General features: G+C 65.1%; 14 protein-coding genes and 1 pseudogene. 3 read left to right on the forward strand and 12 right to left on the reverse strand.

Annotation, left to right across the window (positions count from 1 at the left end; all coding sequences use genetic code 11):
• Positions 1-33: 33 nt before the first annotated feature.
• The 3 genes from rsmD to D779_RS06965 are packed head-to-tail and all read right to left on the reverse strand — an operon-like array spanning position 34 to position 3338.
• Positions 34-609 (reverse strand): 16S rRNA (guanine(966)-N(2))-methyltransferase RsmD, encoded by a 576-nt coding sequence (gene rsmD / locus D779_RS06955; protein ID WP_043751610.1) that lies wholly within the window; start codon positions 607-609, stop codon positions 34-36.
• A complete protein-coding gene (locus tag D779_RS06960; protein ID WP_043751793.1) occupies positions 599-1969 on the reverse strand; it encodes a M16 family metallopeptidase in 1371 nt (456 codons plus the stop codon). The genes rsmD and D779_RS06960 overlap by 11 nt, the downstream gene beginning before the upstream one ends.
• The gene (locus D779_RS06965) at positions 1959-3338 is read right to left on the reverse strand and encodes a M16 family metallopeptidase (protein WP_043751613.1); all 1380 of its coding nucleotides are present in this window, start codon (positions 3336-3338) and stop codon (positions 1959-1961) included. Before D779_RS06965 ends, D779_RS06960 begins: the two co-directional genes overlap by 11 nt.
• A 192-nt stretch (positions 3339-3530) precedes the next feature.
• Here D779_RS06965 and ftsY point away from each other — a divergent pair, with 192 nt between their 5' ends.
• The 3 genes from ftsY to ftsX are packed head-to-tail and all read left to right on the forward strand — an operon-like array spanning position 3531 to position 6543.
• Entirely contained in the window at positions 3531-4877 is a 1347-nt protein-coding gene (gene ftsY, locus D779_RS06970) for a signal recognition particle-docking protein FtsY (RefSeq protein ID WP_043751616.1), read from the forward strand.
• Positions 4878-4905: 28 nt separating this feature from the next.
• The gene (gene ftsE, locus D779_RS06975) at positions 4906-5574 is read left to right on the forward strand and encodes a cell division ATP-binding protein FtsE (protein WP_043751619.1); all 669 of its coding nucleotides are present in this window, start codon (positions 4906-4908) and stop codon (positions 5572-5574) included.
• A gap of 3 nt (positions 5575-5577) precedes the next feature.
• Positions 5578-6543 (forward strand): permease-like cell division protein FtsX, encoded by a 966-nt coding sequence (gene ftsX, locus D779_RS06980; protein ID WP_043751621.1) that lies wholly within the window; start codon positions 5578-5580, stop codon positions 6541-6543.
• Here the strand turns inward: ftsX and D779_RS06985 are convergent.
• The 9 genes and pseudogenes from D779_RS06985 to D779_RS21595 all read right to left on the reverse strand — a co-directional run.
• Positions 6540-7337 carry an endonuclease/exonuclease/phosphatase family protein gene (locus D779_RS06985; RefSeq protein ID WP_043751624.1) on the reverse strand — a complete coding sequence of 266 codons (798 nt, stop codon included), beginning with the start codon at positions 7335-7337 and terminating at the stop codon, positions 6540-6542. The two genes, ftsX and D779_RS06985, sit on opposite strands and share 4 nt — an antisense overlap.
• A gap of 186 nt (positions 7338-7523) precedes the next feature.
• Entirely contained in the window at positions 7524-8150 is a 627-nt protein-coding gene (locus D779_RS06990) for a c-type cytochrome (protein WP_043751626.1), read from the reverse strand.
• A gap of 272 nt (positions 8151-8422) precedes the next feature.
• Complete coding sequence (locus D779_RS06995; RefSeq protein WP_232424102.1) at positions 8423-8842, reverse strand: copper chaperone PCu(A)C; 420 nt, start codon at positions 8840-8842, stop codon at positions 8423-8425.
• 105 nt (positions 8843-8947) lie between these two features.
• Positions 8948-9577, reverse strand: coding sequence for an SCO family protein (locus D779_RS07000; RefSeq protein ID WP_043751632.1), 630 nt, complete (start codon positions 9575-9577; stop codon positions 8948-8950).
• A 33-nt stretch (positions 9578-9610) separates the two neighbouring features.
• A complete protein-coding gene (locus D779_RS07005) occupies positions 9611-10252 on the reverse strand; it encodes a carbonic anhydrase (protein ID WP_043751635.1) in 642 nt (213 codons plus the stop codon).
• Between the two features lie 118 nt (positions 10253-10370).
• Positions 10371-10781 carry an OsmC family protein gene (locus D779_RS07010; protein WP_043751637.1) on the reverse strand — a complete coding sequence of 137 codons (411 nt, stop codon included), beginning with the start codon at positions 10779-10781 and terminating at the stop codon, positions 10371-10373.
• Between the two features lie 168 nt (positions 10782-10949).
• Entirely contained in the window at positions 10950-11123 is a 174-nt protein-coding gene (locus D779_RS21590; RefSeq protein WP_081763377.1) for an ATP-binding protein, read from the reverse strand.
• Entirely contained in the window at positions 11089-14412 is a 3324-nt protein-coding gene (locus tag D779_RS23105; RefSeq protein ID WP_198295683.1) for an EAL domain-containing protein, read from the reverse strand. Before D779_RS23105 ends, D779_RS21590 begins: the two co-directional genes overlap by 35 nt.
• 424 nt (positions 14413-14836) lie before the next feature.
• Positions 14837-14977 (reverse strand): annotated as a pseudogene (locus D779_RS21595) (Txe/YoeB family addiction module toxin); the annotation flags it as partial.
• Between the last annotated feature and the right edge of the window lie 72 nt (positions 14978-15049).

A 15049-nucleotide genomic window follows, 5' to 3' on the forward strand; every position in this document is an offset into this window, starting at 1 on the left:
GCGCCCGAAACCCAGCCGGCCGGGCCGGCCGCTCTATCCGCCGGCGTCTTCCCCGACCAGAGCCAGACCATAGCGCACCTGACCCGCCGTCTTGTCACGCACCAGTTCCCAATCGTTCGGCAATGGAGGAAACCCGGGTTTGGCGGCCGCCTCCAGATAGATCCGGGAACCGGGCGTCAACCAGCCGTTGGAAACGAGACGCTCGCAGACCGGCTCGAGCAGACCATCGGCGAACGGGGGATCCAGGAACACCAGATCGAAGGGACGCCCCCTGCCCCCCAGCCATTCCAGGCTGTCCACCTGATGGATGCTGGTGCCGTCCAGCCCGAGTAGCCGGGCATTGCGCCTCAGCAGGCTCACCACCCGAGGCGCACGTTCGAGCATCACCACCTCGCCCGCGCCGCGCGAGGCGGCCTCGAACCCGAGCGCGCCGCTACCGGCGAAGACGTCGAGACATCTGGCCCCGGCGATGACGGGCGCGACCCAGTTGAACAGGGTCTCGCGCACCCGATCGGATGTCGGACGCAGACCCGGCTGGTCGGGGAAGCTCAGACGGCGACCGCGATGGCGTCCGCCGACGATGCGCAGCTGATTGCCTTTAGCGGCCACTGGCCAGAGACACCCGCTGAGGCTGGCCGCCCACCGTGACGATGGCGAGCCGATCGGGATGGACGTGGCGTGCGAATGCATCGCGGATCTGTTCGACGCTGACGCTCTCGACCCGGGCGTTGAAACGGTCGAGATAATCGAGCGGCAGACGGTAGAAGCCGATCACGGCCAGATACTGGATGATGTCGCCGTTGCTGGCGATGCGCAGCGGAAAACCGCCGGTCAGGTTCTTCTTGGCGGCGGCCAGTTCCTCCTCGGAAGGACCTTCGGCGATGAATCGCTCCAGTGTCCCGAGCAGTACCGCCCGCGCCTCCTCGGCCTGATCGTTGCGCGTCTGCAAGGCCAGGATGAAGGGTCCGCGCCGGGCCAGGGGCAGGAAGGCGCTGTAGGTGCTGTAGGAGAGTCCGCGCCGTTCGCGGATCTCCTCCATCAGGAGCGACACCAGACCGCTACCGCCGAGGATGTGATTGCCGACATAGAGAGAAAAATAGTCCGGATCGCCCCGCCGCATGCCCGGCTGCCCCGCCAGGACGCTGGTCTGGGTCGAGGGGAAGGCGATCGGATCCAGACTGCCCTCGGCGAGATCGACGACCTCGGGCAGCGCGGCCGGACGCTCGCCGACGGGCAGACCGGCGGTGATGCGCTCGGCCAACGCCTCGGCCTCGGCACGGGTCAGGTCGCCGACCATGGCCACCAGCGCGTTCGCCGCCACGTAATAGCGGGCATGGAAGGACTGGAGATCCTGGCGCGTCACCGCCGAGATCGACTCGGGCGTGCCGGACGGATCGGCCGCATAGGGGTGCTCGCCGTAGATGGCGCGATAGAGGGCCTTCTGGGCGACGCTGCTCGGGGATTCCTCTTGCTGTCGCAGCCCGGTGAGACGGTTCCTGCGCACCCGCTCGAGGGCATCCGCCTCGAAGCTCGGCCGGGAGAGCACCCCTTCCAGGGTCTCGATCGCGGTCTCCAGTGCCGGCTCCCGGATCAGGGTGCGCAGCGCGACGGCGCTCATGTCGCGGTCGACGCCGGCCGCCAGCGAGGCGCCGACGCCCTCCAGCCGATCCGCCAAGGCATCCGCGTCCCAGTCGCCGGCACCCTCGTCGAGCATGGCGGCAGTCATGGAGGCCAGCCCGGGTCGATCGCCGTCGCGCGCGCTCCCGGCGTCGAAGACGACCTTGATGTCCAGCATGGGAATCTCGTGAGCGGCGACGAACAGGACCCGAGCACCCTTGCTCGTGCTCCAGGACTGGATCTCGGGCGTCGCCTGAGCCAGTCCGACCCACAGCAGAAGCCCGACCCCCAAGAGCACAATCGAGCGACGGGACCGCCCCTGTCCGAGCGCGTGTCTCGCATCAACGTACATGGCCATGTCCTCCCAGAGCCGTCGGGTTCGTTGCATGCTGACGGCCGTCGAGCGGCAGCGGATCCAGGACGGCGACCGTCAGCCGATCGCTGTCGAGATATTTCCGGGCCACCGTCCGGATCTGGTCGGCGGTCACCGATGCCAAACGGTCGACATAGGTCTCGGCCAGTTCCCAGTCGAGACCGATGGTCTCCAGCATCCCCAGCTGCATCGCCTGATAGAAGAGCGAGTCGCGCTGGTAGACCTTGGCCGCGACCACCTGGGTGCGCACCCGCTCCAGCTCCGAGGCCGCGACCGGCTCGGTCTTGAGGCGCTCGATCTCGGCACGGATGGCCTGCTCAAGCTCGCCGGCATCATGTCCCTTGGCGGGAACGCCTTCCAGCAGGAACAGACCCGGAAGCCGCTCGAAGGCGTCGTAGCCGGCACCGACCGAGGCCGCGAGCTGACGCCCGCGGATCAGATCGCGCGAGAAGCGGGCACTGTCGCCCCCGTCCAGGACAGACGCCAGCATCTCCAGCGCATAGGGCTCCCAGTCCTCGGACGCGTTCCCCACCGAGGGGGTCTTGTACCCCATCAGCAGATAGGGCTCCTTGGCCGGGACCTCGACCCGGATGCGTTTCTCGCCGCGCTGCTCCGGCTCGCAACTGATCTTGGACGGGGTGAACGTCTCGGCCTTCAAGGGACCGAAATAGCGCTCTGCGAGCGCGAACACCCGATCCGGATCCACATCCCCCGCCACCACCAAGACCGCATTGTTCGGGGCATACCAGCGCCGATACCAGCCGCGCACATCCTCCAGGCTCAGCTGCTCCAGATCGGAGGCCCAGCCGATGACAGGATTGCGATAGGGCGAGACGGCGTAGGCCGCGGCCGAGAATCGCTCGTAGACCAGGGACTGGGGATCGTCGTCGGTACGCATGCGCCGCTCCTCCTTGACCACCTCCAGCTCCTTGGCGAACGCCTTCTCGTCGAGACTGAGGTTGCGCATCCGATCCGCCTCCAGCGCGAAGGCGGTCTCCAGCCGGTCGCTGGCGAGATTCTGGTAGTAGGCCGTGTAATCGCTCCCGGTGAAGGCGTTCTGTTCGCCCCCCTGCTCGGCGACGATGCGCGAGAAGCTTCCCGCCGGATGCCGCTCTGTCCCCTGGAACATCATATGCTCAAGGGCATGAGACACCCCGGTGATGCCCGCGTGCTCATAGCTCGAACCGATGCGATACCAGACCTGGGAGGTCAGGATGGGGGCGCGATGGTCCGGCTTGACCAGCACCTCGAGGCCGTTGGCCAACTGGCGCTCGTAGACGGCGGGTGCGGCCGGGACGGCAAGCGGCAAGAGACTCAGAAGCAGGAGAAGCATGGAACGTCGTGGCATGAAGACTCCGATCGTATAGTCTTGGACCGATGACCTCGGATGAATCGGGCACTCTATGGGCAAGCCCCGACCCGGCTAAGTTCCCAGGCGCAGGCCCGGACGCGCATGGGGCCGATCTGTTAGCATTGGCGCTCGCCAATTCCGGCCATCTCCGGATTTCCTCGAACATCAACCTCTTGAAGCGAACCTTCTATGTTCGGTTTCGGCAAGAAGAACAAGACCCCCGATCTGCCCGAGAAGACGCCAACGGCCCAGCCGGACGTGGCGCCAGCACCCGCGCCCGAGCCGCCCCCAGCCCCGGAACCGGCGGAACCTCAGACCGGCAAGATCAAGAAACCCTGGTTCGGCAAGCTCTTCCGCTCGCAACCGGCACCGACGAAGGCCGACGAGCCCAGTCCGGCCAAGGGCGCACCCGCCAAAGATGCGCCCGTCAAGACGGTCCCCGAACCGCCACGGACCAAGACTACTCCAGCCCCTAAGGCCCCGGCCCCTGCGGTCACGACGACCGAGCCGCCGATACAGCGCCCGGAGACCGCGCCGGCGCCGGCTCCGGCCAGCCGGAAGACGCGCGAGAAACCCGCGCCCGCCAAGGCCGGCGCGGACGACCAGACCGAGGGCGCCAAGCGCGGCGTCTTCACCCGGCTGCGCGACCGTCTGTCGCGCACCCGCAACCAGCTCGGCGACGGGCTCGGCAACGTCTTCCTCGGCCGCAAGAAGATCGACGACGAGCTGATGGAGGATCTGGAGACGCTCCTCATCACCGCCGACGTCGGCATGGATTCGACCACGCGCATCATCTCGGATCTGACCGAGCGGGTGAAGCGCAAATCGCTCTCCGATCCCCAGGCGCTGCAGGTTGCGCTCAAGGAGGAACTGAGGACCATCCTGCGCGCGGCCGACGGCCCGGTCCGCCAGCCCCAGCCCGGACGCCCCCAGGTGGTCCTCATGGTCGGGATCAACGGTGCCGGCAAGACGACCACCATCGGCAAGCTCGCCAAGCGTCTCCAGGAGGAGGGCAACAGCGTCATGCTGGCCGCGGGCGACACCTTCCGCGCCGCCGCCGTGGAGCAGCTCGAGACCTGGGGCGAGCGCAACCGGATCCCGGTCATCGCCCAGCACACGGGCGCCGATTCGGCCTCGGTCATCTTCGATGCCCTGCAGGCGGCCACGGCACGCGGTGTCGACGTGCTCATCGCCGACACCGCCGGCCGGCTGCACACCAAGTCCAACCTGATGGACGAGCTGTCCAAGGTCGCGCGCGTCCTCAAAAAGATCGATCCCGAGGCGCCGCACGAGGTGATGCTGGTGGTCGACGCCACCACCGGCCAGAACGCACTGAACCAGGCCGAGCACTTTCACCGCGCGGTCGGGCTCACCGGCATCACAGTGACCAAGCTGGACGGCACCGCCAAGGGCGGCATCCTCTTCGCCATCGCCGACAAGCTCAAGGTGCCCATCCGTTTCATCGGCGTCGGCGAGTCCATCGAGGACCTGCGTCCGTTCGATCCCGACGAGTTCCTCGACGCACTCATCGGCTAAACGCAGCGATCGCCAGGGGAGTCATTCGGTGATCCGATTCGAGCATGTCTTCAAGCGCTACCCGGAACGCGGCGAGGCGCTCGGCGACATCAGTTTCGAGATGAATCCGGGCGAGATGGTCTTCCTGACGGGCCATTCGGGCGCCGGCAAGAGCACCTTGCTGCGCCTGATCGGTCTGCTGGAACGGCCCTCGCGCGGGCAGGTCATGGTGAACGGTCGCAACCTGGCGACTCTGCCGCGGCGCCAGATCCCATTCCATCGCCGTCAGGTCGGCATGATCTTCCAGGACCACCGACTGCTGCCCGACCGCAGCGTCTTCGAGAACGTCGCCCTGCCGCTGGTGGTCATGGGCCTGGGACACAAGGAGATCGGCCGGCGTGTGCGCGCCGCGCTGGACCAGGTCGGACTGCTCAGGCGCGAGCGGGCCACGCCGGTCGCCCTCTCCGGCGGCGAGCAGCAGCGCGTCGGCATCGCCCGGGCGGTCGTGGCCCGCCCGCCGGTCCTGCTCGCCGACGAGCCGACCGGCAACCTCGACCCGGATCTCTCGCGCGAGATCTTCGTCCTCTTCGAACGCTTCCATTACGTCGGCGTCACATTGCTGATCGCCACCCACGACCTGAATCTGGTCGAGAGCATGCGCCACCGCACCATCACGCTCGACGAGGGACGGCTGGTGAACGATACCGGGGACTGGTGAACCATGGCCAAGAAGCGCACCGTCCGCAGCCACAACCCGAGTCTGCTCGATCTGCCCGGAATCTGGTTCGGTCATCACCTGCAGAGCGTCATCGCCACCCTGGGACGCCTGATGGACACGCCGCTCCCGACCGGGATGACCGTGGCCGTGATCGCCATCTCGCTCGCCCTGCCGGCCTCGCTGTTCGTGATCACCGAGAATCTGCGCACCATGGCCGGCGGCTGGGACCAGACGGCGGCCATCTCGCTCTTCCTCAAGCTCGACACCGGCGACCGCGACGCCAAAACCGTCGCGACCCGACTCCAGTCCTGGCCCGAGATCGCGAAGGTGCATCTCATCACACGCGATCAGGCGCTGGCCGAATTCCGCGCCCTGGGCGGATTCGAGGAGGCCCTGGAGCAACTCAAGAGCAATCCGCTCCCGGTCGTGCTCGCCATCTATCCCAACGCCTTCAATTCGACGCCCGAGCGACTGGAGCGCCTGCAGGCGCGCCTGCTGAAGCAGCCCGAGTCGGATTTCGCCCGCATGGACACCCTTTGGCTGAAACGTTTCCAGGCCATCCTGGATCTGGTCCAAAGCGCGGTCATGCTGCTGGGCGGACTGCTTGGGCTGGGCGTGCTGCTCATCGTCGGCAACACCATCCGGCTCGAGATCCTCAACCGGCGGATCGAGATCGAGATCATGGAGCTGGTCGGCGCCACCCATGCCTTCATCCGCCGCCCCTTCCTCTATACCGGGGCCTGGTATGGACTGCTGGGCGGCATCACCGCCTGGCTGCTGGTCAGCATCGCCGTGCTGCTGCTCCAGCAGCCGGTCTCACGCCTCGCCACCCTCTACCGCAGCGAGTTCGATCTCCAGGGACTGGGACTGGGGGCGACAGGGGTCATCCTCGGCGGCAGCATCCTGCTCGGCCTGATCGGCAGCTGGATCGCGGTGAACCGTCATCTCGAGGGCGCCGAACCCGGTTAGGCCGCTCCCGACACAGAGGCATGCGTCGTCTGAAAGGACTCGGCGAAGCGCAGGCCGTCGGGTAGCTCGACGACCATGCTGAGCGGCAGATGGTCCGACAGGGCATAGTCGATGACGCGCGCCGACACCAGCTTGAGCGGCCGCGAGATGAGGATGTGGTCCAGGTTGTGACGCGGCCGCCAGCTCGGAAAGGTCTTGAGCTCGCAGTCCATGCCGCGCATCTGGGCGTTGCGCAGCATGTTGCGCAGCCCCTTGGAATCGCAGCCGCAGTTGAAGTCGCCCATCATCACCAGATAGGGATGCTTGTCGGCCAGCCGGGCGAGATAGTCCAGCTGGCGCCGTCGCGCGCGCCATCCCAGCGCGAGATGGACGATCGCCACCGCCAGATGCTCGCCGTTGCTCAGTGGATACTCGGCGCTGACCGCGCCGCGGCCGGGTAGTCCTGGGAGACGATGCTCGGTGATGTGGACCGGACGCAGGCGGCTGAGCAGGCCGTTGCTGTGCTGGGCGAAGGGTCCCAGATTACGGTTGACCTGGCGATACCAGTGGGGAAACCCGCCTTGGCGGGCGAGATACTGGATCTGGTCGATATAGCTGCTGCGCAGACTGCCCGCATCGACCTCCTGCAACCCGACCAGATCGAATTGACGCAGAACCTGCGCGATGCGGGCCAGATTCACCAATCGCTCCGGATGCGGCAGAACGTGCTTCCAACTGTTGGTGAGATAATCGCTGTACTGACGGGAATAGATGCCCGCCTGCACGTTGTAGCTCAGCAGATTCAATCGCTGCATGCCGGAACGCCGATCGACCCTCGGGTCGTGAGACTTCTGATGCGATCGACCCTAGCACAGCCGCGCTCGGTGACCAAGTCCGGGCAAACCGCAACGGAAAAAGGCCGTTTAAACGGCCTTTTTCCTTCACCAGCCCCAACTGAAAACGGTCCGAACGGGGATCCGAAGCGCGAGCCGATCAGCCCGTCAGTTGCCCAGACCCTGAACGTATTGGGACACGGCCGCCATCTCGGCATCGGTCATCTTGGAGGCGACACCGCGCATCATGCCATTGGGATCGTTCTCGCGCTCCTGGTCGCGGAACAGGCCCAGCGTCTGCTTGACGTAGTCGGCATGCTGACCGGAGAGCCGGGGGAACTTGGAGAGGCCCTGACCCATGCCGGCCGGGCCGTGACAGCCGCTGCACGCCGGAACGCCGGTCTCAGGATTGCCGGCGCGGTAGATCTTCTCGCCCAGCTTGACCGCCTCGGGATCGGCCTGACCGCCGGTCTGCGTCTGAGTGGAGAGATAGGCCGCAACGTCGACGACCTCCTGCTCGGTCAGGGGCATCGCCATGGGCGTCATCTGGACGTTGTAGCGGTTGCCCGCCTTGAAATCGGCCAGCTGCTTCTTGATGTACTCCTCGTGCTGGCCGGCGAGCTTCGGCCAGGTGGTCACGATGCTGTTGCCCTGAGGGCCATGGCAAGCCATGCAGATGCCGTTGACCTTCGCCTCGCCCGCCTCGACGTTGGGCTCGAGTTGCTCAGCGGCCTGAACCGCGCCGCCGGCCAAGGCGGCCGCCACCGAAATCGTTATCAGCCAAGTCTTCTTCATCGCTAATGCCTAAATCTAATCGTGTTCGGGGCCCCGTCGCATCCGTTGACGGTCGGCCGATGGAGTTAGGGTGCAGAAAATCCGGCGATATATATCAGATATTTGGCACATGGGTCAAACCGCATGCCGCTTCGAGTGACGGCATTCGACCGGCTCCGCACCCGTGCGTAGACCCGCATATGGGCAGAAAAATCCCGCTGGCGAAATAACTCGAAGAGAGGTGACACCGGACCCCGTCCAGCCGAATCGGCGGCGCACGGCTCATGCCGATCTCAGTGAGCCGTCCCCGAACGATGCATCTGACCCATCTCGATCCGGCGCACGGGCACCTCCAGATCCAGGGTCTCGCCATCGTCGAAGCGCAGCTCCAGATCGATGTCCGTCCCCGGATCGAGCGGCTGCCCGAGACCGATCAGCATGATGTGCAATCCGCCCGGCGCCAGGGTCGCCGTGCCGCCGGCCGGGATGTCGATCCGTTCGATACGGCGCATCTGCATCATTCCGTCCGCCATGACATGGGTGTGCAGTTCGACCGTCTCCGCCACCGGGCTCTCGGCGGCGACCAGTGCCCGATCCTCTCCGGAATGATTGCTCAGCACCATGAAGGCGGCGCTGTTGCGCTGCCCCGCCGGCACGGCGCGTGCATAGGGATCGGTCACCTGGATCTCGGCCGCCAAGGGACCTGCGGACAAGACCGAAACCATCACTGAGGTCAGAATTTGGAGCGATCGAAACATGAGTGACCTCTTGTCGTGTGCGATGAAGGGCCGCTGGACGATCGAAATGGATCCGGGAACCTAATTCTCGGCGAGCACCTCGCGGATCACCTCTCTGATCCGGCTCGGCGAGGTGGCGTGATCGAGCCTTCGAACCAGACGCCCGGATGTGTCGACGACATAAGTGTAGGCCGAATGATCCACCAGATAGCCCATCGCCGAACCGCTCAGCGGGACCTTCCGATAGGCCGCGCCGTAGAGCTCGGCGACATGGGCGACCCGGTCCGGGGTTCCGGTGATGCCGACGACGTTCGGATGGAAATAACGGCCATAGGCGGCCAGATGATCCAGGCTGTCGCGCTCCGGATCGACGCTGACGAAAAGCACCAGCACCCGATCCAGCTCCTGCGGGGTCAGATCCTGGAGCGCCGACGCCAGATAGGCCAGGTTGGTCGGACAGATATCGGGACAGGCGGTATAGCCGAAATAGATGAGCACGACCCGGCCGCGCAGATCGGCCAGACGCACCGGCCCGTTCTTGGACTGCAGGGTGAAATCGCCGCCCTTGGGCTGAGCCGACAGCGCCAATCCGCCGCTGCCCAGACCCAGCCGCTCGGGAAGGGATCCACCCAGCAGCCAGAGGCCGACGCATCCCGCGAGGAGCAGGACGAACACCGCGACGACAAGACGCCGGCCTCGTCTCAGAGACATGGGATACAGGCCATCGTCAGGGTTTCCGCCTCGCTACAGATCCTCGCCGGACAGGCCGTCGAAGAAATCCACCAGCCCGGTCTCGAGCGAATACTCGGCACCCACCACCAGGAGATCCTCCTTCTGGATCAGGGACTCGATGATCGAGGATCCGTGACGCAGATGGTCGGCCGACGCCCTGACGTTCGCGCGCACCGCGGCCCGATGCAGCGCGGACCGATCATGACGCAGCTCGGTATCCAGCAGGCTCTGCACCGAGGGCTTCACCCGGTTGACGATGGAGGCGATGTTGTTGGACTCGGTATCCTCGTCGTCGAGCAGCGTCTCGATGGTGGCCGACACGGCACCGCAGTGCGAATGCCCCAGCACCACCACCAAACGGGTGTGATAGCGCGAGACCGCGAACTCGACGCTCCCCACCTGGGAGGGCGCCACGATATTGCCCGCGACCCGGATCACGAAGAGATCGCCAAGCCCCTGGTCGAAGATGATCTCGGCCGGAACGCGCGAGTCCGAGCATCCCAGGATGATGGCGAACGGCTCCTGCCCGGCCAGGAGATCGGCGCGCTGCTGATGCGACAAGCGACCTTCGAAGGTGTTCGAATTGTTCGCGAAGCGCAGATTGCCTTCGCGCAGACGCTTCAGCGCCTCGATTGCGGTAAGGGATGTTGCCATGTAGATACCGGATACTTGCCGCACTGGCAGGAAGATGACGAAGGGGTATGTAGCCGGCGGAACGGGAGACGGCCAGCCGTCGCCCGGGCCGGTGGAATCGACCCGCAACGGGCTCGGCTCAGCCCCGGTCGCCCGAATCGATTCGGCTCTCGAAACGTGGCGGCGTCTCCATCGTACGCTTGACCGCACAGAGATCCATGGCCCGGAGGATACTGGACTCATAGCGCTCGGGGAAGCCATGAGGCAGCGTCAGGCTCAAGATGATGCGCGAATCGGCCAGATCCTTGGGGTTGGACTCCCAGTCCATGCGAAGACTCAGCCCCTCGGTCGAGAGATTGCGGCTCTGACAGAACTTCAGGGCGAAGATACCGGCGCAGGTGGCGATCGAGGACAGAAAGAGGTCGTAGGGCTGAGGGGCGCTCTGATCGCCGCCGTGCTCCCTGGATTGGTCGGTCCGGATCGAAAACTCGCGGATCCTGGCATCCACGCGCTGACCGCCCGGGAAGCTGACTTCGATGGATTCTGACATGATCGGTTTTCTCCGTTGGGACGCAAGACATATCTCGACGCCGCTCGGCGGCGGGACGACCCATGATCGCACGCGAAGGGGTATCCGGACACTTCGGACTCGACGCGGCCCGCGGATGTCGGAGAGCGATCCCGCAAGATCCTCCACCCGGAGCGGGATCTCGAGCGATCAGGGCGAGGCATTTCTCAATCGGGCCGCGAACCAAAAGGTACTGCCCGCGTCGGGCATGCTCCGGGCCCCGGCCGAGCCGCCCATCAGCTCCGCAAGGCGCTTGGTGACGAAGACACCGGCACCAAGTCCACCGAAGCTACGGGTCGCCGATTTCATCCCGATCTCGCGCATGATTCTCCGAGGACCGACGAGACGCTCCGTCCCTCACCCTGGCCGTTCTGAAGCCGGATTCCAGCGCTTGCAGAAGCATATCCCGCAAGCCATGGAGTTCATTCAGCCTCCCGATGCCCCTGGCATGCTGTCCTTGGTCCTTGAGTTCCAGCAGCTCTTCCGCCAGCGCATGGATCCGTCGATGCAAGGTCTCGAGCCGCCGTCCCGAGCCCGGATCACAGCATTCCGCCTGTCCCTCGGCCGCCAGCCAGCGACCGAAGCGGCACTGGTATGGGTCCATCGACGGCCGGACGTCCCGAACTCCCCGCAGAGATTGCTCGACGGCGACCACCCAGGCGTTGTGATCGACCCCAGCATAGACCAGGGAACGCTCTTCACGCCCGACCGCCCCGAGTCCCGACCAGCGCGGATCGGGCGTCCAGTCGCGACACCAGCGGACGACCTCGTGTGCGGGCATGGGGCGTGCGATTCCGTATCCCTGCGCCAATTCGCCGCCGAGCATCTGCAGCACGGTGCCATGGGCCACGGTCTCCACCCCTTCGGCGATGACCTCGCGCCGAAACACGGCGGCCAGACTGAGAATGCTCTCCACGATGGCCAGCTCCTCCGTATTCTCGAGCATCTCCCGCACGAAGCTCTGGTCGATCTTAATCTGACCGACCGACAGACGCTTGAGATAGGCCAGCGAGGAATAGCCGGTGCCGAAATCATCCAGGGCGCAGCGAATCCCCAGGGCATCGCAATCCGCGATAACCTGGGAGACGTGGGACAGGTCCTCCAGCGCCGTCGTCTCCAGCAGCTCGAGCTCGAGCCGGCCGGGAGGGATCCGCGGATGCTCCATCAGCTGGCGGCGCAGACGCTGGACGAAATCCGCCTGCTGCAGCTGACGGGCCCCGACGTTGACGCTGACCGGCAGATCCAGGCCCTCCTCGCGCCACAGATCCATCTGCGTCAAGGCGCGATCGATCACCCACTCGCCGAGCTTGATCGCCAGGGGATGATGCTCGACCACGGGCAGGAAGATGCCCGGGGCCAGTAGACCGCGCTCGGGATGCTGCCAGCGGATGAGCGCCTCGAGGCCGACGACGTCGCCGGTGCGCAGGTTCACCTTCGGCTGATAATGGAGGACGAACTCATCGGCGGCCAGGGCGGCGCGGATATGCTCCAGGCTTTCGTGAAAGCCGCGGGCGCTGCGGTCGTATTCCGCATCGAAGAAGTGATAGCGGTTCTTGCCCGTCAGTTTGGCCTGATACATGGCCTGATCGGCCTGACGCAGCAGCTGGTCGCCATCGACCGTCTCCGCTTGAGGGTAGAGGGTGACCCCCGCGCTGGCCGACACCTGGATCAGGAGATCGCCGACCAGCAACGGCTCGGCAGCCGCGGCGAGCAACCGGCGCAGCAGTGCCTTGCTGGCCGCGGGCGCATCCAGATCGAGCAGGACGGCGACGAATTCGTCCCCGCCCAGACGGGCCAGGGTGTCGCCTTGACGCAGGGTCTGACGCATCCGCTCGGCGATGACCCTCAGGAACCGATCCCCGACGGCATGCCCGTAGCCGTCGTTGATGGTCTTGAACCCATCCAGATCGAGATAGACCACGGCCAGCTGCCGACCGCATCGCCGGCTCTCGGCCATCCCCTGCTGCAGACGCTCGGCCAGCAGGATCCGGTTGGGCAGCGCGGTCAGGGCGTCATAGTGAGCGATCTGCTCGAGCCTCCGTTCCTGCTCCTTGAAGGCGGTGATGTCGCGCACGATCCCCTGGAGGAAGACCTCTCCTCCGATCGTCATGCGGGTCAGAAGCACGGTCGCCGGGAACTGGGTACCGTCGGTGCGCCGATACATCCACTCGAAGTCGTACGCCCCCTCGCTCAGGGCGGTCTCGATCACCTCATGGATCTTCTCGTCGGATCGGCGGCCGTCCGGCTGGAATTCAGGCGAGAGATCCCAGGCGCCCAGCCTGACGAATTCGGCCCGATCCTGGATGCCAAACAGCTGACAGGCGGCGTCATTGCCGCTGGCGAAGCGCCAGCTCGGCGGCGTCAGGGTCATCATGGCATCGCGGGACTGCTCGAAGAACAGCCGATGGCGCTCTTCGCTCTCCTGCAGCTGCCGTTCCGCGAGCTTGCGCTCGGTGATATCGATGGTGTAGCCGCCGAGCAGGGTTTGGCCATCCTGAACGATGGGAAAACGGATCGAGGTGTAATGGCGATCCTTGAAGGTCTCCTCCTGGCAGAGGACCTCGGCATTGGCGACGACCCGCCAATCATCGGCAGCGACCCGGGCGGCGAATTCGGCGGGAAACAGTTCGGCCATGGTCTTTCCCTCCATGTCGCACTCAGCCGCCCCGATCATCCGATGGAAGTTGTCGCTCGCCTTGACGACGCGGCTCTCCGTCGGCGTCACCCTTTTGACATAGGCGTATACGGGCGAATGCCGCAGGAAAAGATCCAGGATCTCCTGGCTTTGACGGCGTGCCAGCTCGGCCTTTTTCTGGCTGGTGACATCACGAATGATCTCGATCGCGCCGATGACCTGGCCCGAGGGATCATGCAGAGGAGAGGCCTTGGCCACGACCCAGGCTCCGCGATTGCGGTACAGAGCGTTGCAGAAGACCTCCGCGATGAGACTCTCTCCCTCGCGGCGGATATGGGGATAGAGACTGGCCACCTCGGCATCGTCCAAGAAGACCAGATCCATCAGCTGTGAGCGCGCCTCGCCATAGAAGGGAAGGGTGTAGGCATAGTCCCCCCGGCCCAGCATCTGGGCGGCCGGAACGCCCGTCATCTGCTCGATCGCCTGGTTCCAGATGATGACCCGCTTGTCCCGATCGATGGCCAGCATGGCATCGGGCAGGAAATTGAGGAGATCCTGCAGACGCTGCTGATTGGCCAGCAATGCCGCTTCGACCCCTTTGTGCTCGGTGATGTCGACGAGGATGCCGTTCCAAAGAACGCTGCCATCGGACTGGAGCAGAGGCAATGCCTGGCCGCGGATCCATTTAAGCCGGCCGCTTTTCGTCAGGATCCGATAGTTGTGGCTCCAGGCATCGAGCTTGGCGAAGGCGGATCCCACCGAGGCGAAGTGCGCGGCTCGGTCCTCCTCCAGAATGCAATGCATCAGCAGCCGATAGTCGGCATAGGCCTCCTCCGGGGTCACCTCGAACAGGCCTGTAAGGCCCGGGCTGAGATAGAGAAACCGCCCACCTTCCTCCCGACTCGCCCGAAACTGATACACCACCCCGGGGATGGCGGTTAGAAGGTGCTGTAACTGCTCGATCGAGACTGGATGCATAACACTCGTGGGAACTGCCGCCCCAGCGAACGCATAACGCATGGACGCGGAAAAAACGCCGACGGGACGAAAAAAGCCATTGATTTCATTAGAAATCACATTCGCCCATCTCGCGAGACGCCAAACCGGACCGGTGACTCCATTGCGTTGGGCATATCTGCTGAGTGTGCCAAAGTCATCGGGGATGTGCAGCGGTACCTGCTCCGAGATCGCCCGGATCCTGAAGACATGCGCCCTCACCATGACCCAAAGGTTCGGTGGCGTGAAGCCCCTCTCCGATCGAACGCCTCCGTCACATGGCCGTCCGGCCGAAAGGCCATTTTCCCGCCCAAGGCAGCATCGGCATGCATGCCGGTCGACGCACTGCTGAAGGAGGGTGCTATTTCGGTTCGTATCGAGATGGCCGATCGCTAGGATCTATGGTTCAGCCGTCGTAATGAAAGCGGCAAGCGATCATGACCAATTCGGTGTCGGCCGCGCGATAGACCAACCGATGGGTGTCGTCGATCCGACGCGGCCAGTACCCCGAGAGATTTCCGCGCAGTGGTTCGGGCTTGCCGATTCCGGAACCCTCTCTAGCCCCTGCCGGGGTCCATGGACTCGAAGTCCTCCGGGAAGAAGCTGAGATCGTTGAAAT

Origin of the sequence: Imhoffiella purpurea, from assembly GCF_000585215.1 — a bacterium.
GTDB lineage: Bacteria > Pseudomonadota > Gammaproteobacteria > Chromatiales > Chromatiaceae > Imhoffiella > Imhoffiella purpurea.